Raw genomic sequence first — 22,744 nt, 5'->3', positions numbered from 1 at the left:
GCTAGCAGTCCAGCCGCAGCGCCTCGTTGTCCGGGCGTAGCGCCAGGGCGTAGCTGAACAGGAAGACCTGGCGGATCTGCTCCTTCACCAGCCGCGGTTCGCTGGAGGTGAGGCTGTGCAGATCCAGCTCGCCCAGGTCCTTGAGTTCTTCCAGGGCCGTCTCGTCCAGTTCCGCGCAGACCTTGCCGGTTTCCCGGTTGAGGATGCGCAGATAGGGATGCGGCCGGTCCAGCCAGGCGTCGATCAGATAAGTCATGGCAAGAGCTCCTGCTGTGCTATTTATGAGAATAATTCTTATTCAATAAATAGCAAGCCGATTACCTGACTTTTTTAGTAGGACATGAAAAAGCCCGCAGTCTGGCGACGGCGGGCTTGGTCAGTCGGCGGCAGGCCTCAGTGGGTACGGGCCACCGAGAAGCGACCCAGGTCGGCGAGCGCGTCGCGATATTCGCTGGCGGGCAGGGCATCCAGGCAGGCGATGGCCCGCTCGGCAAATTCCTGCGCCTTGCGCGCGGTATAGTCCAGGGCGCCGGCGGCTTCGACGGCGGCGCGCACGCCTTCCAGATCCTGGCTGCCGCCCTGGCGGATCGCCTGGCGTACCAGTGCGGCCTGTTCGGCAGTGCCTTCGCGCATGGTCACGATCAGCGGCAGGGTCGGTTTGCCTTCGGCCAGGTCGTCACCGACGTTCTTGCCCAGGGCCACGGCGTCGCCCTGGTAGTCGAGCAGGTCGTCGACCAGCTGGAAGGCCACGCCCAGATGATCGCCATAGCGGCGCAGGGCGTCGGCCTGTGCGGCGCTGGCGCCGGCCAGGATCGCCGCGCTGTGGGTGGAGGCCTCGAAGAGCATGGCGGTCTTGCCGCGAATGACCTCCATGTAGATCTCCTCGGTGGTGCTGGCGTCGCGGATCTTCGACAGCTGCAGCACCTCGCCCTCGGCGATGACGCGAGTGGCCTGGGAGATGATGCGCATCACCTCCATGGAGCCCAGCGCCACCATCATCTCGAAGGAGCGGGCATAGAGGAAGTCGCCGACCAGCACGCTGGGGGCATTGCCCCAGAGGGCGTTGGCGGTGGAACGGCCACGGCGCATCCCCGAGGCATCGACGACGTCGTCGTGCAGCAGGGTGGAGGTGTGCAGGAATTCGATGGTCGCCGCCAGCAGCTGCAGATCGTGGTCGGCGCGCCCGAGCGCCTTGCCGGCCAGCAGTACCAGCAGCGGACGCAGGCGTTTGCCGCCCGCGGAGACGATGTAGTCGCCAATCTTCTCGACCAGCGGCACGCGCGAGGTCAGCTGCTGGCGGATGATGCCGTCTACGGCGGCGAAATCGTCCGTCACCACGCGATAGAAGGACTGGGATTGCTGCGTCATTGAGAGGTGTCCACTGGAGGTCCGGGCAATATTCAGGCGGCCGGATGGCGCATGACCGCCAGACTATGCCCTAGGGACCGGCACGAGTGCCATGCCCAGGGATTGCCATTGCGCTCCCGCGGCTCGCCGCTCCAGCCGATTCGGCTGGGCACCGGCCCGGCATGGCCGCTGAACGAGGTTGCGCGGCATGCTAGGGGTGGGGTGGGGGGCTGTCAAGGCGCGGGCGGACGGCTCTTGCCTCCTGGTCCGGGCTTGCGTAGAATCGCGGGCCCTGAACATTCCTAGGGTTGACCCCCTGTCTTACGCAATTGCGCGGCGGTCCTTCCGGTCCCGTGCAGCCATGCCGGTCGACGATACCTCCTATAAAGCACCGGGTGAGCAGGTTTAACGGAGATTTACCATGTCCTACGCAGTTATCGTTACCGGTGGCAAGCAATACAAGGTCGCCGAAGGCGAATACCTGAAGGTCGAGAAGCTCGACATCGCCACCGGTGAAACCGTCACCTTCGACCAGGTTCTGCTGGTTGGCAACGGTGACGACGTCAAGATCGGTCTGCCGGTCGTTGATGGTGCCAAAGTGACCGCCGAAGTGACCGCCCAGGGCCGTCACGACAAGGTCACCATCATCAAATTCCGTCGTCGTAAGCATCACATGAAGCGTCAGGGCCACCGTCAGTGGTTCACTGAAATCAAGATCACTGGCATCCAGGCCTGATCTCGCCTCTAACGGAGAATTGACTCATGGCACACAAAAAAGCGGGTGGTTCTACTCGTAACGGTCGCGATTCCGAAAGCAAACGCCTTGGCGTGAAGCTGTACGGCGGCCAGGTCGTCAAGGCCGGTAACATCATCGTGCGTCAGCGCGGTACCCAGTACCATGCCGGTTATGGCGTGGGCCTCGGCAAGGATCACACCCTGTTCGCGAAAGTGGACGGCGTGATCAAGTTCGACGTGAAGGGCGCCTTTGGCCGTCGTTACGTGAGCATCGTCGCCGCCGCCTAAGGCCTGTGACGAAAGAAAAGCCCTGTCTACCCGACGGGGCTTTTTTGTTTGTAGTTAAGCTATTTCCTTGTTTGCAGCGGCCCGCGAGCGCGGGAGGTCCAGATGAAATTCGTCGATGAAGTATCCATACACGTAAAAGCGGGTGACGGCGGCAACGGCATGATGAGTTTCCGCCGGGAGAAATTCATCGAGAAGGGTGGCCCCAATGGCGGTGACGGCGGCGATGGCGGGTCGATCTGGCTCGAAGCCGACATCAACCTGAACACCCTGGTCGATTACCGTTACACCCGACGTTTCACCGCGCAGAACGGTGAAAAGGGCGGGAGCACCGAGTGCACCGGCGCCAAGGGTGAAGACCTGGTGCTGCCGGTCCCCGTGGGCACCACGGTGATCGATGCGGCGACCCAGGAGATCATCGGTGACCTGACCCAGCCCGGTCAGCGCATCCGTGTGGTCCAGGGCGGCTGGCACGGCCTTGGCAATACCCGTTTCAAATCCAGCACCAACCGTGCGCCGCGGCAAACCACGCCTGGCAAGCCCGGCGAAGAGCGTGATCTCAAGCTGGAGCTCAAGGTGCTGGCGGACATCGGTCTGCTGGGTCTGCCCAATGCCGGCAAGAGCACCTTCATCCGTGCGGTGTCGGCCGCCAAGCCCAAGGTGGCGGACTATCCCTTCACCACCCTGGTGCCGAACCTGGGTGTGGTCAGCGTGGGGCGCTTCAAGAGCTTCGTGGTCGCCGACATCCCAGGGCTGATCGAGGGTGCCTCCGAAGGCGCCGGTCTGGGGATCCGCTTCCTCAAGCACCTGGCGCGAACCCGCCTGCTGCTGCACCTTGTCGACATGGCGCCCCTGGATGAGAGCGATCCGGCCGAGGCGGCCGAGACCATCATCAACGAGCTGACCAAATTCAGCCCGGCGCTCGGCGAGCGTGACCGCTGGCTGGTGCTGAACAAGGCCGACCAGCTGCTCGATGATGAGCGCGAAGAGCGCCTCAAGGCGGTGGTCGAGCACCTGGACTGGCAGGGTCCGGTCTTTGTCATCTCCGCGCTTGAGCGCGAGGGGACCGAGCAGCTCTGTCAGGCGATCATGCAGTATCTCGACGAGCGCACCCTGCGCCTCGCCGAGGATCCGGCCTATGCCGAAGCGCTGGAAGAGCTCGATCAGCGAATCGAGGACGAGGCGCGGGCGCGGCTGCAGGCGCTGGATGACCAGCGTGCCCTGCGTCGTTCCGGGGTCAAGGCGGTGGACGATGCCGATGACGACTTCGATGACGAAGACGACGGCGACGGTCCGGAAATCTTCTACGTACGGTAAGAAAGGAGCTTGCCCATGCGTGATCAGGTGTCTGGCGCCCAGCGCTGGGTGGTGAAGATCGGCAGTGCCCTGCTGACCGACGACGGTCGTTGTCTGGACGGTGGGGCCATGGCCGGTTGGGTCGAGCAGATGGTGGCCCTGCACCGGGCGGGCATCGAGCTGGTGCTGGTGTCCTCGGGCGCGGTGGCGGCGGGCATGAGTCGGCTCGGCTGGGCGCAGCGCCCGACCGCCATCAACGAGTTGCAGGCGGCCGCGGCAGTGGGGCAGATGGGGTTGGTGCAGGCCTGGGAATCCAGCTTTGCCGAGCACCAGGTGCAGACCGCGCAGATCCTGCTGACCCATGACGACCTGTCCGATCGCAAGCGCTATCTCAACGCCCGCAGTACCTTGCGGACGCTGGTGAGCCTGGGCGTGGTGCCGGTTATCAACGAAAACGATACCGTCGTGACCGACGAGATCCGCTTTGGCGACAACGACACCCTGGCTGCCCTGGTGGCCAACCTGGTCGAGGCCGATCTGCTGGTCATCCTCACTGATCGCGATGGCATGTTCGACGCCGATCCACGCAACAACCCCGACGCCAGCCTTATCAGCGAGGCGCGTGCCGACGATCCGGCCCTGGATCTGGTCGCTGGCGGTACCGGCGGTGCCCTGGGGCGTGGCGGCATGCAGACCAAGCTGCGCGCTGCCCGTCTGGCGGCACGTTCCGGTGCCTGTACCGTCATCGTCGGAGGGCGCATCCAGCAGGTGCTCAGTCGCCTGCAGCAGGGCGAGCAGCTGGGGACCCTGCTGTCACCCGAGCGCGGCCTGGTGGCGGCGCGCAAGCAGTGGCTGGCCGGCCATCTGCAGGTGCGTGGCACCCTGCGCCTGGATGCCGGTGCGGTGCAGGCCCTGGTGGGCGGTCATCGCAGTCTGTTGCCGGTAGGTGTGCGGGAGCTGGAAGGCAGCTTCCGGCGTGGCGAGATGGTCGCCTGCGTCGGTCCGGACGGGCGCGAGGTGGCGCGCGGTCTGGTCAACTACAGTGCGACCGAGGCGCGGCGCATCCTGGGGCGGCCCTCGGATGCCATCGTCGTCGAGCTGGGCTACGTCTACGAGCCCGAACTGATCCACAGGGACAATCTGGTCCTGGTCTGACGATCGTCGATCCTGGCGCCTCTCCGGAGGCCCTGGGCGCTCAAATCGCAGGCAATAAAAAACCGGCCTGGGCCGGTTTTTTGTTCGAACGCTTATCAGGCAGCGGCGGGGGTAGCCAGGGCCTTGATGTGAGCGTTCAGGCGGCTCTTGTGACGAGCGGCCTTGTTCTTGTCGATGATGCCCTTGTCGGCCATGCGGTCGATGACCGGAACGGCAGCAACGTAAGCGGACTTGGCTTTTTCCAGGTCCTTGGCTTCGATCGCCTTGACGACGTTCTTGATGTAGGTACGCACCATGGAGCGCAGGCTCGCATTGTGGCTGCGACGCTTCTCAGCCTGTTTGGCGCGTTTTTTGGCGGAGGGGGAGTTAGCCACCGTGGAGCTCCTTCGAAAAAGACTGTATTGGGTACAGAGCGAACTCTGTAGCAAGTACAGAGCTAAATTAAGGTCGCGAATCTTGACGTCCCTGGCGGCGGCTGTCAAGGCCGTCTGGATGGATATCCGGCTGGTCGCCGATGAAGGGCCTCGTTACACTCGATCGCTTGTGCCCATCGCACGACTGCGCTCGCGCGCTTCCTTCGTCACGTCCCGCTGCGCTCACCGAGTCCTCTTCCAGCCATGAATCTGCTCAAGTCCCTGGCCGCCGTCAGCTCCATGACCATGCTGTCCCGCGTGCTGGGTTTCGTGCGCGACACCATCGTCGCCCGCACCTTTGGCGCCGGCATGGCCACCGACGCTTTCTTCGTCGCCTTCAAGCTGCCCAATCTCCTGCGCCGCATCTTCGCCGAGGGCGCCTTTTCCCAGGCCTTCGTGCCCATCCTGGCCGAATACAAGGCCCAGCAGGGCGAGGAGGCCACCCGTACCTTCCTGGCCTATGTCAGCGGCCTGCTGACCCTGGTGCTGGCGGTGGTCACGGTGCTGGGCATGCTGGCCGCGCCCCTGGTGATCTGGATCACCGCGCCGGGCTTTGCCGATACCCCGGAGAAATTCGCCCTCACGTCCAGCCTGCTGCGTGTGACCTTTCCCTACATCCTGCTGATCTCCCTGGCCTCCCTGGCCGGCGCCGTGCTCAATACCTGGAACAGATTCAACGTGCCGGCCTTCGTGCCGACCCTGCTCAACATCAGCATGATCATCTTCGCGCTGTTCCTGACGCCCTATTTCGATCCGCCGATCATGGCGCTGGCCTGGGCGACCCTGGTGGGCGGCCTGGCCCAGTTCCTCTATCAGCTGCCCCACCTCAAGCGCATCGGCATGCTGGTGCTGCCGCGGCTGAATCTGCGTGACACCGGCGTCTGGCGGGTCATGAGGCAGATGGGCCCGGCGATTCTCGGGGTCTCGGTCAGTCAGATATCGCTGATCATCAACACCATCTTCGCCTCCTTCCTGGCGGCCGGCTCGGTGTCCTGGATGTACTACGCCGATCGCCTGATGGAGCTGCCTTCGGGGGTGCTCGGCGTGGCGCTGGGGACCATCCTGCTACCGGCGCTGTCGCGTACCTACGCCAAGGCCGATCGCCAGGAGTATTCGCGACTGCTCGACTGGGGTCTGCGCCTGTGCTTCCTGCTGGTGCTGCCCTGTTCCGCGGCCCTGGCGCTGCTGTCCGAGCCCCTGACCGTCTCGCTGTTCCAGTACGGTCGCTTCGACGCCCATGACGCCCTGATGACCCAGCGGGCGCTGGTCGCCTATGCCGTGGGGCTGCTCGGCATCATCCTGGTCAAGGTGCTGGCGCCGGGCTTCTATGCCCAGCAGAACATCAAGACGCCGGTGAAGATCGCCCTCTTCACCCTGGCGGTGACCCAGGTGCTCAACCTGATCCTGATCGGGCCGCTGCAGCACGTCGGCCTGGCCCTGGCCATAGGCCTGGCGGCCTGTCTCAACGCCGGCCTTTTATTCTGGCAGTTGCGCCGCCATAACCTGTTCATCCCCCAGCCCGGCTGGACGGGCTTCCTGCTCCGGCTGCTGATCGCGGTGGTGGTGATGACCGCCGTCCTGTTCGGTCTGATGCAACTGCTGCCCAGCTGGAGCGAAGGGCTGATGGGGCAGCGCCTGCTGCGTCTGGGCGGGCTGGTCGCGGCGGGGGTGCTGGCCTATTTCGCCAGTCTCTTCCTGCTCGGCTTCCGTGTGCGCGACTTCAATCGGCGCGCGGTGCTGTGATTGCACAAGGCCGGGTGTGCGCCTGTCCTCGCGGCGGGCATCCGGATATAATCGATTAATTTCTGAGCAATCCCTATCCATGCAGCTGTTTCGCGGTCTCCATCATCTCGACGCCTTTCCCAAGGGCTGCGTTGCCACCATTGGCAACTTCGACGGGGTTCACCTGGGGCACCAGGCCATCCTCGCGCGGCTGCGTGAGCGGGCGGCAGAGCTCGGGGTACCCAGTTGCGTGGTGATCTTCGAGCCGCAGCCCCGCGAATTTTTCCTGCCCGACATCGCGCCGGTGCGCCTCACCCGCCTGCGCGAGAAGCTGGAATGCTTCGCGCGCCTGGGCGTCGACAACGTGCTCTGCCTGAATTTCAATCGGCGGCTGCGCGAGCTGTCCGCCGAGGCCTTCGTCCAGCAGGTGCTGGTGGACGGCCTGGGCGTGAAGCATCTGGAGATCGGCGACGACTTCCGTTTCGGCTGCGACCGCGCCGGCGATTTCACCTATCTGAATCTGGCCGCTCGCGGCCATGGCTTCACCCTGGAAGCCGCCACCACCGTCGAACTGGATGGCCTGCGGGTAAGCAGTACCCTGATCCGCCAGGCCCTGGCCGACGGCGATCTGGCCCTGGCCGCGCGCATGCTGGGACGCCCCTACAGCCTCTCGGGGCGAGTGTTGCACGGCCAGAAGCTGGCACGTCAGCTGGGTTGGCCGACCGCCAATGTCCAGCTCAAGCGGCGCCGACCGCCGCTGCGCGGCGTCTATCTGGTCAGCAGCCTGATCGATGGGCGGGTGGTGCCGGGCGTGGCCAACATCGGCCAGCGGCCGACGGTGCAGGGCGATGGCCGCCCGCACCTGGAAATCCATCTGCTGGACTTTTCCGGCGACCTCTATGGTCGCCACCTCAGCGTGACCTTCGTGCAGAAGGTCCGCGACGAACAGAAATTCGCCTCTCTGGAGGCCCTTAAGGCGGCGATCGAAGCGGACGTCGCCACGGCCCGCGCCTACTGGCAGGGGCAACCGTCAACGAGCCTGGACTGACATGACCGATTACAAAGCGACGCTCAACCTGCCGGAAACGGCATTCCCGATGAAAGCCGGCCTGCCGCAGCGCGAGCCGGAAGCGCTCAAGCGCTGGCAGGACATCGACCTGTACGGGAAGCTGCGCGCCATCGGCAAGGGCCGTCCGACCTTCATCCTGCATGACGGTCCGCCCTATGCCAACGGCAGCATCCACATCGGTCATGCGCTGAACAAGATCCTCAAGGACATCATCACCCGTTCCAAGACCCTGGCCGGCTTCGATGCCCCCTATGTGCCGGGCTGGGACTGCCATGGCCTGCCCATCGAGCACAAGGTGGAAACCACCTTCGGCAAGAATCAGCCTGCGGACCTGACCCGCGAGCGCTGCCGCGCCTATGCCAGCGAGCAGATCGAAGAGCAGAAGGCCGGCTTCGTCCGCCTGGGCGTGCTCGGTGACTGGAGCAATCCCTACCTGACCATGAACTTCGCCAACGAGGCCGGCGAGATCCGTGCCCTTGGCGAACTGGTCAAGAAGGGCTTCGTCTTCAAGGGCCTCAAGCCGGTCAATTTCTGCTTCGACTGCGGCTCGGCCCTGGCCGAGGCCGAGGTGGAATACCAGGACAAGAGGTCCGACGCCATCGACGTGGCCTTCCCGGTCGCCGATGCCGACAAGCTGGCGGCCGCCTTCGGCCTCGGCGCGCTGGCCAAGCCCACCGCCATCGTCATCTGGACCACCACCCCCTGGACCATCCCGGCCAACCAGGCGCTCAACGTGCATCCCGAATTCACCTATGCGCTGGTGGACGTCGGCGATCGCCTGCTGCTGCTGGCCGAGGAGCTGGTGGAAAGCTGCCTGGCGCGCTACGGCCTGCAGGGCGAGGTGATCGCCACCGCCCCGGGTGCCGCCCTGGAACTGATCAACTTCCGCCATCCGCTGTACGAGCGGCTGTCGCCCATCTACCTGGCCGAGTACGTCGAGCTGGGCGCCGGGACAGGTGTGGTGCACTGTTCGCCCGCCTATGGCGAGGACGACTTCCGCATCTGCAAGCAATACGGCTTGAGCAACGACGACATCCTCAATCCGGTGCAGAGCAATGGCGTCTACGCCGAGTCGCTGCCGATGTTTGGTGGCCAGTTCATCTGGAAGGCCAATCCGGCCATCGTCGCCGCGCTGCAAGAGGCGGGCGCGCTGCTCAAGCACGAGGCGATCAACCACAGCTACATGCACTGCTGGCGCCACAAGACCCCGCTGATCTATCGCGCCACCGCCCAGTGGTTCGTCGGCATGGACAAGCAGCCCAACGAGGGCGCCACCCTGCGCGAGCGCTCCCTGGCGGCCATCGAGCAGACCCAGTTCGTCCCGGCCTGGGGCCAGGCGCGGCTGCACGGCATGATCGCCGGCCGGCCCGACTGGTGCATCTCGCGCCAGCGCAACTGGGGCGTGCCGATTCCCTTCTTCACCCACAGGGAAAGCGGCGAGCTGCATCCGCGCACCGTCGAGCTAATGGAAGCCGTCGCCCAGCGCGTCGAGCGCGAGGGCATCGAAGCCTGGTTCAAGCTCGATCCCGCTGAACTGCTCGGCGAAGAAGCCGGCCAGTACGACAAGAGTCGCGACACCCTCGACGTCTGGTTCGATTCCGGCACCACCCACTGGCACGTGCTGCGTGGCTCCCATGCCGAGCTGGCCCATGACCAGGGTCCGGTGGCCGATCTCTACCTCGAGGGTTCCGACCAGCATCGCGGCTGGTTCCACTCCTCGCTGCTGACTGGTTGCGCCATAGACGGCCATGCCCCCTACAAGGAACTGCTGACCCACGGTTTCACCGTGGACGAGCAGGGCCGCAAGCAGTCCAAGTCGCTGGGCAACGTGGTCGCCCCGCAAAAGGTCATCGACAGCCTGGGTGCCGACATCCTGCGTCTCTGGGTCGCTTCGACCGACTACACCGGCGAGATGGCGGTCTCCGACCAGATCCTGCAGCGCAGCGCCGACTCCTATCGCCGCATCCGCAACACCGCGCGCTTCCTGCTCTCCAACCTGTCCGGCTTCGATCCGGCAGTCAATCGGGTCGCCCCCGAGGACATGATCGACCTGGATCGCTGGGCCGTGGATCGCGCCCTGCTGCTGCAGCAGGAAATCGAGCAGGCCTACGCCGAGTACCGCTTCCTCAACGTCTACCAGAAGGTGCACAACTTCTGCGTGCAGGAGCTGGGCGGCTTCTACCTGGACATCATCAAGGACCGCCAGTACACCACCGGTGCCGACAGCCTGCCGCGGCGTTCCTGCCAGACTGCGCTGTATCTCATCGCCGAGGCCCTGGTGCGCTGGATCGCGCCCATCCTGTCCTTTACCGCCGACGAGATCTGGCAGTACCTGCCGGGCGAGCGTGAAGAGTCGGTGATGCTGACCACCTGGTACGACGGCCTCTTCGCCCTGCCCGAGGGTGCGACCCTGGATCGCGCCTACTGGGATCAGGTGATGGCGGTCAAGGCCGCGGTCAACAAGGAGCTGGAGAACCAGCGCGCCGCCAAGACCCTGGGTGGCAGCCTGCAGGCGGAGATCACCCTCTACGCCGACAGCGCCCTGCAGACCGTACTGGAGGCCCTGGGCAACGAACTCAGATTCGTGCTGATCTCGTCCCAGGCCGCTGTCCAGCCGCTGGAAAAGGCCCCGGAAGGCGCCGTGGCCAGCGAACTGAGCGGGCTCAAGCTGGTGGTGCGCAAGTCCGAGGCACCCAAGTGCGCCCGCTGCTGGCACCACAGCCACAGCGTCGGCCAGGATGCCGCGCACCCGGAGATCTGCGAGCGCTGCGTGACCAACGTCTACGGCGCAGGCGAGGTGCGCGAGCATGCGTGACGCCCCGCGTTTCGGTGCCTTGCCCTGGTTGGCCCTGAGTGTGCTGGTGATCCTGCTGGATCAGCTGACCAAGCTCTATTTCCAGGCCAACCTGTCGCTCTACCAGCGGGTGCCGGTGATTCCGGACATCCTCAGCTGGACCCTGGCCTACAACCCGGGCGCTGCCTTCAGCTTCCTGGCCGATCACTCCGGCTGGCAGCGCTGGTTCTTTGCCGGCATCGCGGCGGTGGTGAGCGTGGTCCTGGTAGTCTGGCTCAAGCGCCTGCGCAACGACACCTGGACCGCCATCGCCCTCGCCCTGATCCTTGGTGGTGCCCTGGGCAATCTCTATGACCGCCTGGTGCTGGGCCACGTCATCGACTTCATCCTGGTGCACTGGCGCCAGGAGTGGTACTACCCGGCCTTCAACCTGGCCGACAGCGCCATCACCGTCGGTGCCGTGATGCTGGCCCTGGACATGTTCCGCAAGAAGAAGCCCGAGGAAGCCCATGGCTGAGATCACCATCGGCCCGGATACCCGGGTCACCCTGCATTTCGCCATCAAGCTGCAGAACGGCGACGTGGTGGACAGCACCTTCGACAAGGCGCCGGCCACCTTCACCGTCGGCGACGGCAATCTGCTGCCCGGTTTCGAGCAGGCGCTGTTCGGCTTGGAAGCCGGTACCAAGACGACCCTGACCATTCCGCCGGAGCGCGGCTTCGGCCAGCCCAACGACGGCAACCTGCAGACCATGGCCCGGGACGACTTCAGTGACATGGAGCTTTCGCACGGGCTGCTGATCATCTTCAGCGACGCCGCCGGCGGCGAGATGCCCGGCGTGGTCAAGAGCTACGACGACGAGCAGGTGATCATCGACTTCAACCACCCGCTGGCCGGCCGTGTGCTGACCTTCGACGTGGACATCCTGGCCATCGAGCCTGCCGTCTCCCATTGATCTACCGCCGCCCGTGAAGCGGGCAGAGGAGCCTATGCAGATCAAGCTCGCCAATCCCCGCGGCTTCTGCGCCGGCGTGGACCGCGCCATCGACATCGTCGACCGGGCGCTGGACGTTTTCGGTCCGCCCATCTATGTGCGTCACGAAGTGGTGCACAACAAGTTCGTGGTCGACAACCTGCGCGCCCGGGGCGCCCTCTTCGTCGAAGACGTCGCCGACGTGCCGGACGACGTCATCCTCATCTTCAGCGCCCATGGCGTCTCCCAGGCCGTGCGCCGCGAGGCCGCCGAGCGTGGCCTCAAGGTATTCGACGCCACCTGTCCGCTGGTGACCAAGGTGCACATGGAAGTCGCGCGCTACAGCCGGGACGGCCAGGAATGCATCCTCATCGGCCACGCCGGGCATCCGGAAGTGGAGGGCACCATGGGCCAGTACGACGACCGTGCCGGCGGTGCCATCTACCTGGTGGAAGACGAGGAAGATGTGGCAAAGCTCGAGGTGCGCAATCCCGAAGCCCTGTTCTACGTCTCCCAGACCACCCTGTCGATGGACGACACCCGCATTGTAATCGACGCCCTGCGTGCCAGGTTTCCCCACATCAACGGCCCGCGCAAGAACGACATCTGCTACGCCACCACCAATCGCCAGGACGCGGTAAAGACCCTGGCGCTGGAAAGCGACGTGGTCTTGGTAGTGGGCAGTCCCAGCAGCTCCAACTCCAACCGTTTGCGCGAACTCGCCGAACGCCTGGGCACCCCGGCCTACCTCATCGACGGCGCCGAGGATATGCAGCAGAGCTGGTTCGAGGGCGTGCAGCGCATCGGCGTCACCGCCGGCGCCTCGGCTCCCGAGGTCCTGGTGCGCGGCGTCATCGACCAGTTGCAGAGCTGGGGCGCCACCGGCGAAGTCGAGCTGGAAGGCGAGCCGGAACACATCACCTTCACCCTGCCGCGAGAGCTCAGGGTAAAGGCGGTCTAGGACGTCGCTGGCGCCCTAGCGGCGCCAGCAGTCGGCGGTGGTGGCGTCGGTTGCTTGTCCCTTTAGCCCGGTATTGGTGAGTGTCAGACTTCCGCATCGATCACCTGCCATGGGGCCGCCTGCACGTGGGGTCGCCTGAAGCGTATAGCTAGTAGCCGTAACTGCACCCAGGCTCAAATCGTAGATGGCCCGCCCGCCATCCTTGGGAGTGGTAGTGAACGGCAGAGTGGGTGCCGTTGTACCAGCCACATCCGTCGTATAGCGTCCGAGGCGGGTGTAGTTTCGCTCCATGAGCTGCGCCAACTCCATGAGCGAAGCCTCAGCGTCAGCCCTGTTCCCCTTGCGTACGTGCTCCGTGTAAGACGGATAGGCAATGGCCGCCAGGATGCCAACTATAGCCACAACGATCATCATTTCGATGAGCGTGAAGCCTCTTTGGTGGTTTGAGTGCTGATTTTGCGTAATTGACTTCATCTGATTTCGCGCCAGGTCATGCGTTTCGAACTGCTATTCGGGTCATTGATATCTTGGCAGATCGTGTTGCCACTCGCGTCCGAATGGCACAATTTTCCCGTTGCTGTAGAGCCGTCGGTCGTGTTGCCGTTACCGCGAACGAAGCTGGGCGTCTTGATGATGCCGCTTTGATCGTCTGAGATTCCAGAGAAAGGGACTTTGGTGCCATTTGCCAAGCTGTAATAGTCACGCTGATCAAAGGTTCCGTCACCGTTGTAGTCGAAGAAACTGAAGTTGAGAGTGCCTCCGTTCAGCACATTCAACGTCATGATCCAGCTTGTACCTCCGCCGCCACAGGGATCACTGTTGGGTGTCATGGTAGTGAAGACCAAGACGCCGTTTCTCAGCGTCGGCCGGGCAATGACCCTTTCGCTTGTTAGCGCTCCAGACCCGCCGTTGCTACTCTTCCACGCCAGATCCATGAACCAGCCTGATTTATCCGCGCCGATCTCGGCACTGGTGACCGCGCGGGCACGGCGGTTACCGATGGTTTGTTGGGCAATAATGGCCTGTTCGACGAGATTGCTCCGGCTGATTTGCTGTCCCCTGTCGATCAGGCCATAGAAGGTTTCCAGGCGCGGGTTGGCAGGTACTTCATTGTCTCCAATCTGGTAGTAGCTTCCGGTACCAAAAAGAATGATCGGATTGCCGTCGCTGTTGAGGGCGGCTTCGAGAGGCGCGGTGATAGGTTGAGTGGGATTGCCGGCGCCATTGGCTGTCCTTGCAATGAACAAGGGCAGAATGTTTGCCCCGCTCTTTAGGGCTGCAGGAGCGTCCCAGTTCGCCGGGTTGGCGCCTTTCAGGTCGAAGCGCCAGATATTGCCGGCAGTATCGCCAGCATAAAGGCGGTCTACGATGCGGTCGTTATTGGTATCGATGGCAAGCGGCTCTCCCAAGCCGCCGGTCGTAGCGACAGTAAAGGTCTTGAGGGCACTGCCGGTGCCGGCATCCAGGATCCAGATCTTGCCCTGGCTGACACTGCTGTCGCTGAAGCCACTGGTCACGATCACACCGAACTTGCCATTCTCCAGCGCGACCAGAGCCGGCTTCTGAATGGGATACCTCATGTCGGGCGAAGAGAACTCCCAGAGTACGTTGCTGGGAGCCATGTTACTCGGGTCGCTCGCGTCCAGCGCAAACACGGTGTTTCCTCCGGCACCCGCCGTCCCCACGATGAGGGACTTCCAGCTATTGTTGATCCAGGCGTCTCCTCCCGTTGGCGTGCCGTCTACATAGTAGCGATGGCTATAGCTGGGGTCGGTCAAGCGGTAGAGTTCACCCATCAGGGCGCGAGGCACATAGGCGAACAGTTCATTGCCGCCATCAGCCAGATTGGCGTCGAAACCATGAAGCATGCCGTCATTGGCGCCTACAACGATCAGCGGCTTGCGTGCCTGATAGGCTGTGCTTTGACGGTAGGTCAGATAGCTTTCACCCGCACTTCCCCATACAGATCCGGCTAGACGGTTATAGCCGTAGTCTGGTTTTCCTATATATAAAGGGTCTGAGTTTACAATGTCTCCCAGGCGGCTCTTGCGTTTGCGCATGGGGTTACTACTGACGGTCTCCTGGCTCCGATCACCGCGCAGATAGTCGAGACGTCGCGACCCTTCTGTAGTGCTTACGTTAGTACCTGTCGTCGCTGTTCCTTGCAGAGCAATCTTGCTCTCTGCATCCAAGCTGCTCCAGAGAAAGTTGACGCCCTGGCCTGCAGCCAAGGAATAGGCGTTGTTGCTCTGGGCGGTTAGGGTATTGCTCGTAAAAATCTTTCGGCTGCTTGGCTCTACAGTGTCAAGCTTGTTTCCCGCGCTCCAACTGGAGGAGCTGGCTACACCCGAAGCACTTAGCGTTCTGGCCAGAAGATCGCCACTCCAGAACTTGGCTTCGAATTGAGTTTGAAAGGTGCCGCTGCCGGTATCGAGTTGCTGGCCGTTGGTGCTGATCGAGGTGGTCGAAGTAGTTACCTCTTGAACGATCTTGGCAAAGGCCGCACGAAGACCCTTGATCATGTTAGGGGCGTCGCTAGCAACGTAGAAATTGTCAGGGCGCTTGTAATTGGAAGAGAGATACTCACCGCTAGTCCACCACAGGTCGTCGGTAATGCTAGCAGCGGTGGCTGCGCTACTGGCAAAGCCTTGAGGGACTGTGAAGCCGCCATATTTAGCAGCGAGCCAGTATTGGTTCGACGATCTGCCGGCCAGACTTTGGTTCTCGCGGACATCCATCCAGTAGGTGGAGATGGTCTGGCTGCCTGCTTTGTCGCTTCGCTGATCCCGCGTATGAGCATCATAGGCAAGGCCGGCGATGTAAGCAGAGTTACCGCGACCTGTGAAAGGTGTGCTTATGGTGATGTTTTCGAGACTGGCGACTTTCTGTGTCAAGGCCTCTACATCTATAGAGGTGTCGCTGGTCACTTCCGCAGGCTTGGCCGGTTCTCCGCCCGAGGAAGTGATACCTCCCGGTAGATTCTTGTCATTCCAGGTGTTCGTGTCGCCGATGCCGAGAATAACGTTCTTCTGACAGGAATAGGTGATGGGGTCTTGCCAGTTGGTCACTACGGGAAAGCCGTCGGCCTGGGCGTATTTGTCGGTATCCGTAGAGCCGGACAAGGTACTGTAGGCAGATACGTTCCCCTGGTTCTTGAAGTAACGTAGCGCTGTATAATACAGCTCGCTAACCGGGTCATTGCTTTTTAGGTTCAGGTAGGTGTTCGGCGCATAAGGCATTGAGCCAAACTTGTTCAGATAGTTGATGACACCGCTATCCGCTACTCCATAGCCTGTCGACGAGGCTTCACTGGCAGAAGGATTGCGCACCAGGATGCCAGTTTGCGGGTCCCATTCGGCTCGTGCAGAGTTACTGCTGAGATCTGGTTTGAGCGGGCCAATGAAGCTTTGGTTGGCCCGCAGGACACCGCCATCGCGTGTCGCGCTGGAATCATTCAGATAGCTGAATACCGAGTAGCGCAGCTTGTCAGAATACTGTTGCAGAAGGCCTTCTGGCTTGTAGTTGCTCGCCGAGTATCTTTTGCAATTGGCTTCCAGGCCAATGGTAGGGTCGCATACTTTAACCTGAACTCTTACTCGATAGACACTGTAGCGAGTTGAGTTGAGTATCGAGCCCGCCGTATAGTCAGCCTTGAGTAAATTTCCGCTCCATTGGTTGTTATCGTTTGGATCCAGATTCACCCAGACGCTCGACATATTGTTGCCTGCGCCATAGTCGGCAGAACCGCCGCCACCGATTCGATCGTTCCAGTTAGAGAACAGCATGTCGAACCCCTGGCCTTCCAGACGAACATAGAAGCCAGCCCAGTTGGTTGCAAACGGGGTAGCGCCAGCAATCTCTGACGCTGGAAGCAGTCCCTGACCGCTATTCAAACGGTTGCCAGCAGAGTTTTGTCCGCTGTGACGCGCTTTTTGCAAGACGGTAAGGCCGACATCGTCCCGCACCCTGGCACCGCCAGTCAGGGCACTGCGGAAAGGGTCGATGGTTGGAGTAGCGGCCCAGTTGAGAAAATTGCCGCTCCATTGCCTGGCACCGCTGCAGCGGCGGCTATTGGCGGCGCTGACAGGGTTGAACCAACTATTGTCCAGTGAGCCGCCAAAGGCGTAGGTGTAGCACTTGTCCGAATCGAAGTATCCGCTATAGACATTGCCGGAACTGTAGCTGCCAAGGTTGGCTACAGATAGGACCGTCGGCCATTCTACCGAGGGCACCAACGCCAGGCTGCCCGGAATATCTCCTCCTACGGCCAGCGGAGTCTGGGATACCGTGGCGTTACCGGACGTACTCAGCAGAAGCAGCACCATCGCCGAAGGCAGAGTCCACGTCAGAAATCGCAACTGATAAGGCATGACGCTCTCCAAGTATCTATCGCCTGACAAAGATGGTGTTGATGGTGACATTCGCCGTGGACGCCGACCCGGCTCCGGCAGTGGTAGCTGCTCCAGCACCTTGGGTTTCGATGCGCAGCACACTGACATCCAGCGGAATCACCTGAAGGCCGTCGCCGGATCTCAGCGGATTGACCCCTGGTGTTGGATTGATCCTGAAGCGGGATTGATTGGGCAGGTCTGTCAAAGCATCCGCATTTGTCCAGTTGGCAGTTTGGGCAGTGTTTTGCCAATCGGTGACGCTGCGTGTGAGGGCGAAGGCTTCGGCCTGTCGCTGCGCCATCTCCGATGCCTGAAACGCCTGGCTTTGGTCACGGGCGTTACCTGCCATGCGTTCCTGCAGCGTAGTGCCCCTCATGCTAGCGAGAGCGATCAAGGTCATGAGTAGCAGCATTACCAACGTCACGATCAATACCGCGCCCTGTTGGCGTTCGACCGACTTTCTCATGGCAGGTGGTTCCGAATGCTGACAGTTTGGTTGAACACCTGCCCCAGGCGGCCATTGGCAAGGGTGACGGTATTGCCACGGAAGGTAAGTTGCTGATCGGGCGATACGGCCTGGGTATCTCTACTCACGGCGATCAAGTTGATCTGAGCGGAAATCACTGCCTGCCAATCGGTAATCAGCTGGGCATCTTTGTATTCACCCGTTATCTGACCGTTGCTGTCACCTACGGCATATTGGATCTGCAGGTCCTGAATGCCGCTGACCAACTCCTCATCGACAATCAAAGGCTGAGCGTCGGTTGTAGCCAGATAGCGGACTCGGCGTAGAGCAGGAAGACCGGCTGAAACGGAACTCTGACCTATGTAATAGAGCGAACTTTGGAAATTCGAGATTAACGCCGTTTGCGCATAAGCGCGGTTGATTACCTGCTGCGTTGTAAGGGTGGCTGCGCTGGCTGCGCTCTGATTAATGAAAAGCTGGCAACCGGCTGTGTCGGAAATGATCAGCAGGCTACCAGGTGTCTGGCCGGTTGCTGCTGTGGTTGCAAGCCTGTCGGTGTTTGCACCTATCGAATTGGACAGTGTTATCCCGGTCGCGCCAGCGGCATGCTTGAGCAGAACAACGTCCGTTCCGGCTCGCCGGCTTGTGGTGTAGACGTCGTTCAGCCAGCCAGGGATCGAGTTTTCTCCCGTGTCATTCCAGCCTTCGATGCCGGTGCCGAGGACATAGCGCTCGTCTTTAGTCAAGGTTGAGGGGGTTGGATCATAGAGTGGAAACAGACAGTCTCCGCGATAGCCGGCATTTTTCAGATCATAGGCCAGAAAGTCCAAGGCGAAGCGCCCTGATTCCTGTACCTGGGATAGCGCGGAATTGGTCTGATAGGTCTGCCGGGAAGACAGGAAGACCTGCATGACGCCGCCCATGAGCAATAGGCCCAGAAGCAAGGCGATCATGAGTTCGATTATGGAGAGGCCGGATTGGCGGCGAGTCGCCCGGTGTTTCATAGGCGAGTCCTGTAGGAGAAGACTTCGAAGCCCGAATTCTCGGCGGTAGATGTACAGCTGTCGTTCTGTGGCGCCACGTATTGACTGGACTTGATCCGGGCTCGGCTGTCGTTCCAGCAGATGGTCAGAGTCACTATCTTTCCGCTGGTCACTATGGTGCCTGTACCCTGTGGAAGCGTGGCTGCGAGATTGTTGAGCCATTGGCCTGTATCGCGCTGGGCCGGAGTGCCAGTAATAGCGTTACTAGTCGACGGAGCGGGAAAAGTGGTCAGGGCGTAGCTGCCGGCCAAGGCAGCGGTACGATTCGCACGCATACGATCGGCCATGTCGTTGGCCAAGATGGTCGCCTGTGAGCGGTAGTAGGCACCTTGGTTGCTTTGTACGCTTACCGATTGCAGCCCTGCGAGCCCTAGTAAACCTATGGCGAGAATGACCATGGCAACCAATACCTCGATCAGGGTTGCGCCCCTTTGCTGCTTTGCATTCATGGCGACTGGCAGCCGTTCTGGTTGACGAAAGCGTTCCCGGTGAGGCTTACCGAAACCGTGCGGCGGCAGCTCGGTGTTTCGATGCTGAATGATTGGGCGGCAGCCAGAGTGGTGAGACCGCTGCTGCGATAGGTGACGCCATTGACAAGACCAGTCAAGGTAATGCCGGTGGTGGGCTCCCAGATCCGAATGACGTTGGCGCCCTGAATCATCAGCCAGCCTGCTGTCCAGTCGGTACCGTTTTCGCAGGCATCACCCGCGATGTTGCGCCGACATAACGTGACGTCAGCGCGACGTCTAAGGGCCTCGGAGCGTGCTACCTGCATGGCGCCAAGCAATTCATTGCTCATGACCGCAGCCCTGTTGCTCTGTAGCGTTCGGGTAAACGACGGCGCAGCAATGCTGACCACGATCGCCAGAATGGCGATCGCTACCAGGGTTTCGATCAGGGTAAAGCCGTACTCGGTACGCATCGTCGGTTTCGCCGGGCTGGAAGGCCAAGCATGGGGTATGACGGGCGGCTGGAACAGCGTACGGCAGATATCCGGTCGAAACGGGAAGGTGTCTGGTCAGGGGTTTCAGGCGCAGCGGTCGCTGTCGCGAAGATCCGCGGTCTCTATCCGTCCGGCCTTGTTCAGGACCAGTCGTGCGCGCGGCTCGGTGCCCTGGCAGAGGATGAAGCTGCCGTTCAGGGCGTTGGTCACCCACTGTTCAAAAACGTCAGATGAGGTAGCGTACGGAAATTGTTCCAGCGCCAGTGCAGGCCCTCGGGGAGCTGACTGATCAGTAGAGTGGGCTCTTCGGCTGACTGAAGGCCATCGCGATCCCAGTCGCGGAAGACGCGCGTGGTGGCCGACCAAAGGTTCGAGCTGTCGCATTCGCCTGCCGGTGCATGACAGATGGACACACTGCCAGAGCCGTTGATGGCAGCCGCCCGTGCGAAGTTGACCGTTTCCCTGAGTTGTTGAACGGCGAGCTGCTGACGATTGCGCTGCAGCATGCCACCGAAGGCGGGAATGGCCAGGGAAACGACGATACTCAGCACGCTGAGGCAGATCAGGGCTTCGAAGAGGCTGAAGCCTCGCGAGATGCGATAGGTCATGTTGACGTCCTTGTGGGTAGGCGGCCTTCCTGGCCGCGATAGCCGTTTTGCGCCAAGACGGCGGAACAGTCAATTGCAGGATGTAGAGGTGTGACGTGATCTTTGACGTAGCGGTGGTCGGCGCGGGTGCGCTAGGGCTGATGTCGGCCTATTGCCTGTCCTTGAGCGGTCGGCGGGTGGTGGTGGTCGAGCGCGGTGAGCCGGGGCGGGAGGCGTCCTGGGCTGGCGGCGGGATCGTTTCGCCGCTGTATCCCTGGCGCTATCAGCCGGCGGTGACGGCGTTGGCGCACTGGTCGCAGGATTTCTATCCGGTGCTGGGGGAACGGTTGCGGCAGGAGACGGGGGTGGACCCCGAGGTCGAGGTGACCGGGCTGTACTGGCTCGATCTGGAGGACGAGGCCGAGGCGCTGGACTGGGCGCGGCGCAGCGTGCGGCCGCTGGCGGCGGTGTCGGTCGAGGCGGTGCAGCAGCGGGTGCCGGTGCTGGGTCCAGGCTATGAACGAGCGGTCTTCATGGCGGGAGTGGCCAATGTGCGCAATCCCCGGCTGGTGCGCTCCCTGCGCGAAGCCCTGCTGCGCATGCCGAATGTGACGCTATTGAGCGAGTCGCCGGTGACCGGCTTCCTGCGCCAGGACGAGCGCGTAGTGGGGGTGCAGACCGCGCGCGAGGCCATCCATGCCGAATCCGTGGTGGTGTGTGCGGGCGCCTGGAGCGGTGAGTTGCTGCAACGTCTGGGGCTGGCGGTGCCGGTGCGGCCGGTGAAGGGGCAGATGCTGCTGTATCGCCAGCCGGTAGGCTTTCTGCCCAGCATGGTGCTGGCCAAGGGACGCTACGCCATACCGCGGCGCGATGGTCATATCCTGATCGGCAGCACCCTGGAGCATGCCGAATTCGACAAGACCCCAACCGCCGAGGCACTGGCCAGTCTGCAGGCCTCGGCCGCCGAGTTGCTGCCGGCGCTGGCCGGCCAGGCACCGGTGGGGCACTGGGCAGGCCTGCGGCCAGGGTCGCCGGATGGCGTGCCCTTCATCGGGCCGGTGCCGGAGCTGCCCGGCCTGTGGCTCAACTGCGGGCACTATCGCAACGGCCTGGTGTTGGCACCAGCCTCCTGCCAGTTGCTGACCGATCTGCTTACCGAACGCACGCCGATCATCGATCCGGCGCCCTATGCGCCAGGCACGCGGCTGGCGGCGGGCTGATCAGTCGATGCCGAGCTTCTTCAGACGGTAGCGCATCGAACGGAAGGAGAGACCCAGGCGTTCCGCGGCGGCGGTGCGATTCCAGCGGGTCTCTTCGAGCGCCTGCATGATCAGCTGGCGCTCGATGGATTCCAGGTGGTCTTCGAGATTGGCGATGTTGGCCAGGCTGGCTTCGCCGGTGGTGGTGGCCGCCGGCGCATCGGCCAGGCGCAGATCGGCCGGGCGGATGAGGTCGCCTTCGCAGAGGGTATAGGCCCGCTCCAGCATGTTTTCCAGTTCCCGCACGTTGCCGGGAAAACGGTAGCTCTTGAGCCTGGCCAGGGCATCGTCGCTCAGCGTGGCCGGGGCAAGGCCCGAGTCCCGCGCCAGGCGTTCGAGCATGTGGCTGGCCAGGGCACCGATGTCTTCGCGGCGCTCGCGCAGGGCCGGCACCTGCAATTCGATGACGTTGAGGCGGTAGTAGAGATCCTGGCGAAAGGTCCCGGCGGCGACCTCGGCGGCGAGATCTCGGTGGGTGGCGCTGAGGATGCGCACGTCCAGGCTGATCTCCTGCTGGCTGCCTACCGGGCGCACGGCCTTTTCCTGGATGGCGCGCAGGAGCTTGACCTGCATCGGCAGCGGCAGGTCGGCCACCTCGTCGAGAAAGAGGGTGCCGCCCTGGGCCGCCTGGAACAGGCCCTGCTTGTCTTCGATGGCACCGGTGAAGCTGCCCTTGCGGTGGCCGAAGAATTCGCTTTCCACCAGTTCCGAGGGGATGGCGCCGCAGTTGACCGGGACGAAGGGTCGACCTGCGCGCGGACCCTGCTCATGGATCAGTCGTGCCACCCGCTCCTTGCCGCTGCCCGATTCCCCGCTGATGTATACCGGCGCCTGGCTGCGCGCCAGCTTGGCGATGTGGCCACGCAGGGCGCGCATGGGCGGCGATTCGCCGAGCAGCTGGGTTTCACTGGCACCGGCCGCTGCCGGGGCAGGTCCGGACAGCCGCAGGGCGGTGCCCACCAGCTCGCGCAGGCGCGGCAGGTCCACCGGCTTGGTGAGGTAGTCGAAAGCACCGGCCTTGAGGGCCTGGACCGCGGTTTCCAGGCTGCCGAAGGCGGTGATCATGGCCACCGGCAGTTGTGGAAAGCGCTGCTGGATGAACTGGATCAGGTCCAGTCCCGAGCCATCGGGCAGACGCATGTCGGTCAGGCAGAGGTCGAAGCTTTCCCGTTCGAGTATGGCCCGGGCGTCGGCGATGTTCTTGGCGCTGGCGGTGTCGAGTTTCATCCGCCCCAGGGTGATCTCCAGGAGTTCGCGGATATCGGGTTCATCATCGACGATCAGGACTTTCTGTCGGGCCATGC

Annotated in this window: 23 protein-coding genes; 11 read left to right on the top strand and 12 right to left on the bottom strand. The window is 62.6% G+C overall.

Annotated elements, in window-relative coordinates:
* Position 1 precedes the first annotated feature (1 nt).
* Both PVZ77_RS11675 and PVZ77_RS11670 read right to left on the bottom strand, forming a co-directional pair.
* A complete protein-coding gene (locus PVZ77_RS11675) occupies positions 2-256 on the bottom strand; it encodes a hypothetical protein (RefSeq protein ID WP_273806563.1) in 255 nt (84 codons plus the stop codon).
* A 137-nt stretch (positions 257-393) separates the two neighbouring features.
* Positions 394-1,368: a polyprenyl synthetase family protein gene (locus tag PVZ77_RS11670; RefSeq protein WP_273806562.1), complete on the bottom strand. Its 975-nt coding sequence runs from the start codon at positions 1,366-1,368 to the stop codon at positions 394-396.
* Between the two features lie 400 nt (positions 1,369-1,768).
* Between PVZ77_RS11670 and rplU the strand changes: the two genes are divergently transcribed.
* The 4 genes from rplU (at position 1,769) to proB (ending at position 4,818) form a co-directional block, all read left to right on the top strand.
* A complete protein-coding gene (gene rplU, locus PVZ77_RS11665) occupies positions 1,769-2,083 on the top strand; it encodes a 50S ribosomal protein L21 (RefSeq protein ID WP_007160791.1) in 315 nt (104 codons plus the stop codon).
* A 26-nt stretch (positions 2,084-2,109) separates the two neighbouring features.
* Positions 2,110-2,370: a 50S ribosomal protein L27 gene (gene rpmA / locus PVZ77_RS11660; RefSeq protein ID WP_007160792.1), complete on the top strand. Its 261-nt coding sequence runs from the start codon at positions 2,110-2,112 to the stop codon at positions 2,368-2,370.
* A gap of 102 nt (positions 2,371-2,472) precedes the next feature.
* Positions 2,473-3,684, top strand: coding sequence for an Obg family GTPase CgtA (gene cgtA / locus PVZ77_RS11655; RefSeq protein WP_133861314.1), 1,212 nt, complete (start codon positions 2,473-2,475; stop codon positions 3,682-3,684).
* Positions 3,685-3,699: 15 nt separating this feature from the next.
* The gene (gene proB, locus PVZ77_RS11650; RefSeq protein WP_273806561.1) at positions 3,700-4,818 is read left to right on the top strand and encodes a glutamate 5-kinase; all 1,119 of its coding nucleotides are present in this window, start codon (positions 3,700-3,702) and stop codon (positions 4,816-4,818) included.
* A 95-nt stretch (positions 4,819-4,913) separates the two neighbouring features.
* On the opposite strand, the gene rpsT is transcribed toward proB, so the two are convergent.
* Complete coding sequence (rpsT, locus tag PVZ77_RS11645) at positions 4,914-5,192, bottom strand: 30S ribosomal protein S20 (RefSeq protein ID WP_007160795.1); 279 nt, start codon at positions 5,190-5,192, stop codon at positions 4,914-4,916.
* A gap of 243 nt (positions 5,193-5,435) precedes the next feature.
* Between rpsT and murJ the strand changes: the two genes are divergently transcribed.
* The 6 genes from murJ to ispH all read left to right on the top strand — a co-directional run bounded on the left by murJ (position 5,436) and on the right by ispH (position 12,751).
* Positions 5,436-6,974, top strand: coding sequence for a murein biosynthesis integral membrane protein MurJ (murJ, locus tag PVZ77_RS11640; RefSeq protein WP_273806560.1), 1,539 nt, complete (start codon positions 5,436-5,438; stop codon positions 6,972-6,974).
* A gap of 79 nt (positions 6,975-7,053) precedes the next feature.
* On the top strand, positions 7,054-8,001 hold the full coding sequence (ribF, locus tag PVZ77_RS11635) for a bifunctional riboflavin kinase/FAD synthetase (RefSeq protein WP_273806559.1): 948 nt from the start codon (positions 7,054-7,056) through the stop codon (positions 7,999-8,001).
* A gap of 1 nt (position 8,002) precedes the next feature.
* Complete coding sequence (gene ileS, locus PVZ77_RS11630) at positions 8,003-10,837, top strand: isoleucine--tRNA ligase (protein ID WP_273806558.1); 2,835 nt, start codon at positions 8,003-8,005, stop codon at positions 10,835-10,837.
* Entirely contained in the window at positions 10,830-11,333 is a 504-nt protein-coding gene (gene lspA / locus PVZ77_RS11625; RefSeq protein WP_273806557.1) for a signal peptidase II, read from the top strand. The genes ileS and lspA overlap by 8 nt, the downstream gene beginning before the upstream one ends.
* On the top strand, positions 11,326-11,772 hold the full coding sequence (gene fkpB / locus PVZ77_RS11620) for an FKBP-type peptidyl-prolyl cis-trans isomerase (protein WP_273806556.1): 447 nt from the start codon (positions 11,326-11,328) through the stop codon (positions 11,770-11,772). The genes lspA and fkpB overlap by 8 nt, the downstream gene beginning before the upstream one ends.
* Before the next feature lie 34 nt (positions 11,773-11,806).
* The gene (gene ispH / locus PVZ77_RS11615) at positions 11,807-12,751 is read left to right on the top strand and encodes a 4-hydroxy-3-methylbut-2-enyl diphosphate reductase (protein WP_273806555.1); all 945 of its coding nucleotides are present in this window, start codon (positions 11,807-11,809) and stop codon (positions 12,749-12,751) included.
* Between the two features lie 15 nt (positions 12,752-12,766).
* On the opposite strand, the gene PVZ77_RS11610 is transcribed toward ispH, so the two are convergent.
* The 8 genes from PVZ77_RS11610 to PVZ77_RS11575 all read right to left on the bottom strand — a co-directional run bounded on the left by PVZ77_RS11610 (position 12,767) and on the right by PVZ77_RS11575 (position 20,202).
* The gene (locus tag PVZ77_RS11610; protein WP_273806554.1) at positions 12,767-13,225 is read right to left on the bottom strand and encodes a type IV pilin protein; all 459 of its coding nucleotides are present in this window, start codon (positions 13,223-13,225) and stop codon (positions 12,767-12,769) included.
* Positions 13,222-17,121: a pilus assembly protein gene (locus PVZ77_RS11605; RefSeq protein ID WP_273806553.1), complete on the bottom strand. Its 3,900-nt coding sequence runs from the start codon at positions 17,119-17,121 to the stop codon at positions 13,222-13,224. Before PVZ77_RS11605 ends, PVZ77_RS11610 begins: the two co-directional genes overlap by 4 nt.
* Before the next feature lie 16 nt (positions 17,122-17,137).
* On the bottom strand, positions 17,138-17,608 hold the full coding sequence (locus PVZ77_RS11600) for a pilus assembly PilX family protein (RefSeq protein WP_133861305.1): 471 nt from the start codon (positions 17,606-17,608) through the stop codon (positions 17,138-17,140).
* Positions 17,605-18,612 carry a PilW family protein gene (locus tag PVZ77_RS11595; RefSeq protein ID WP_273806552.1) on the bottom strand — a complete coding sequence of 336 codons (1,008 nt, stop codon included), beginning with the start codon at positions 18,610-18,612 and terminating at the stop codon, positions 17,605-17,607. The genes PVZ77_RS11600 and PVZ77_RS11595 overlap by 4 nt, the downstream gene beginning before the upstream one ends.
* A complete protein-coding gene (gene pilV, locus PVZ77_RS11590) occupies positions 18,609-19,100 on the bottom strand; it encodes a type IV pilus modification protein PilV (protein WP_273806551.1) in 492 nt (163 codons plus the stop codon). Before pilV ends, PVZ77_RS11595 begins: the two co-directional genes overlap by 4 nt.
* Entirely contained in the window at positions 19,097-19,573 is a 477-nt protein-coding gene (locus tag PVZ77_RS11585; RefSeq protein ID WP_273806550.1) for a GspH/FimT family pseudopilin, read from the bottom strand. Before PVZ77_RS11585 ends, pilV begins: the two co-directional genes overlap by 4 nt.
* 105 nt (positions 19,574-19,678) lie before the next feature.
* The gene (locus PVZ77_RS11580; protein ID WP_273806549.1) at positions 19,679-19,804 is read right to left on the bottom strand and encodes a hypothetical protein; all 126 of its coding nucleotides are present in this window, start codon (positions 19,802-19,804) and stop codon (positions 19,679-19,681) included.
* Entirely contained in the window at positions 19,801-20,202 is a 402-nt protein-coding gene (locus tag PVZ77_RS11575) for a GspH/FimT family pseudopilin (protein ID WP_273806548.1), read from the bottom strand. Before PVZ77_RS11575 ends, PVZ77_RS11580 begins: the two co-directional genes overlap by 4 nt.
* Positions 20,203-20,297: 95 nt before the next feature.
* Here PVZ77_RS11575 and thiO point away from each other — a divergent pair, with 95 nt between their 5' ends.
* The gene (gene thiO / locus PVZ77_RS11570) at positions 20,298-21,401 is read left to right on the top strand and encodes a glycine oxidase ThiO (protein WP_273806547.1); all 1,104 of its coding nucleotides are present in this window, start codon (positions 20,298-20,300) and stop codon (positions 21,399-21,401) included.
* Here thiO and PVZ77_RS11565 read toward each other — a convergent pair whose 3' ends face one another.
* Positions 21,402-22,742 carry a sigma-54-dependent transcriptional regulator gene (locus PVZ77_RS11565; protein WP_273806546.1) on the bottom strand — a complete coding sequence of 447 codons (1,341 nt, stop codon included), beginning with the start codon at positions 22,740-22,742 and terminating at the stop codon, positions 21,402-21,404.
* Between the last annotated feature and the right edge of the window lie 2 nt (positions 22,743-22,744).

The sequence above is a fragment of the Pseudomonas sp. SHLD1 genome (assembly GCF_028640935.1).
Taxonomy (GTDB): domain Bacteria; phylum Pseudomonadota; class Gammaproteobacteria; order Pseudomonadales; family Pseudomonadaceae; genus Chryseomonas; species Chryseomonas aestiva.
Note: the sequence above shows the minus strand (reverse complement) of the source record. Positions and strands in the feature narration are given on the sequence as shown.

Bases quoted from the DNA above. Each gene is read 5' to 3' on its own strand.
- PVZ77_RS11605 (WP_273806553.1), bottom strand. From the start codon at position 17,121: ATGCCTTATCAGTTGCGATTTCTGACGTGGACTCTGCCTTCGGCGATG.
- PVZ77_RS11595 (WP_273806552.1), bottom strand. From the start codon at position 18,612: ATGAAACACCGGGCGACTCGCCGCCAATCCGGCCTCTCCATAATCGAA.
- ribF (WP_273806559.1), top strand. From the start codon at position 7,054: ATGCAGCTGTTTCGCGGTCTCCATCATCTCGACGCCTTTCCCAAGGGC.
- PVZ77_RS11675 (WP_273806563.1), bottom strand. From the start codon at position 256: ATGACTTATCTGATCGACGCCTGGCTGGACCGGCCGCATCCCTATCTG.
- PVZ77_RS11600 (WP_133861305.1), bottom strand. From the start codon at position 17,608: ATGAGAAAGTCGGTCGAACGCCAACAGGGCGCGGTATTGATCGTGACG.
- rplU (WP_007160791.1), top strand. From the start codon at position 1,769: ATGTCCTACGCAGTTATCGTTACCGGTGGCAAGCAATACAAGGTCGCC.
- cgtA (WP_133861314.1), top strand. From the start codon at position 2,473: ATGAAATTCGTCGATGAAGTATCCATACACGTAAAAGCGGGTGACGGC.
- murJ (WP_273806560.1), top strand. From the start codon at position 5,436: ATGAATCTGCTCAAGTCCCTGGCCGCCGTCAGCTCCATGACCATGCTG.
- PVZ77_RS11610 (WP_273806554.1), bottom strand. From the start codon at position 13,225: ATGAAGTCAATTACGCAAAATCAGCACTCAAACCACCAAAGAGGCTTC.
- PVZ77_RS11670 (WP_273806562.1), bottom strand. From the start codon at position 1,368: ATGACGCAGCAATCCCAGTCCTTCTATCGCGTGGTGACGGACGATTTC.
- proB (WP_273806561.1), top strand. From the start codon at position 3,700: ATGCGTGATCAGGTGTCTGGCGCCCAGCGCTGGGTGGTGAAGATCGGC.
- fkpB (WP_273806556.1), top strand. From the start codon at position 11,326: ATGGCTGAGATCACCATCGGCCCGGATACCCGGGTCACCCTGCATTTC.
- lspA (WP_273806557.1), top strand. From the start codon at position 10,830: ATGCGTGACGCCCCGCGTTTCGGTGCCTTGCCCTGGTTGGCCCTGAGT.
- PVZ77_RS11575 (WP_273806548.1), bottom strand. From the start codon at position 20,202: ATGACCTATCGCATCTCGCGAGGCTTCAGCCTCTTCGAAGCCCTGATC.
- ispH (WP_273806555.1), top strand. From the start codon at position 11,807: ATGCAGATCAAGCTCGCCAATCCCCGCGGCTTCTGCGCCGGCGTGGAC.
- pilV (WP_273806551.1), bottom strand. From the start codon at position 19,100: ATGAATGCAAAGCAGCAAAGGGGCGCAACCCTGATCGAGGTATTGGTT.
- rpmA (WP_007160792.1), top strand. From the start codon at position 2,110: ATGGCACACAAAAAAGCGGGTGGTTCTACTCGTAACGGTCGCGATTCC.
- ileS (WP_273806558.1), top strand. From the start codon at position 8,003: ATGACCGATTACAAAGCGACGCTCAACCTGCCGGAAACGGCATTCCCG.
- PVZ77_RS11565 (WP_273806546.1), bottom strand. From the start codon at position 22,742: ATGGCCCGACAGAAAGTCCTGATCGTCGATGATGAACCCGATATCCGC.
- PVZ77_RS11585 (WP_273806550.1), bottom strand. From the start codon at position 19,573: ATGCGTACCGAGTACGGCTTTACCCTGATCGAAACCCTGGTAGCGATC.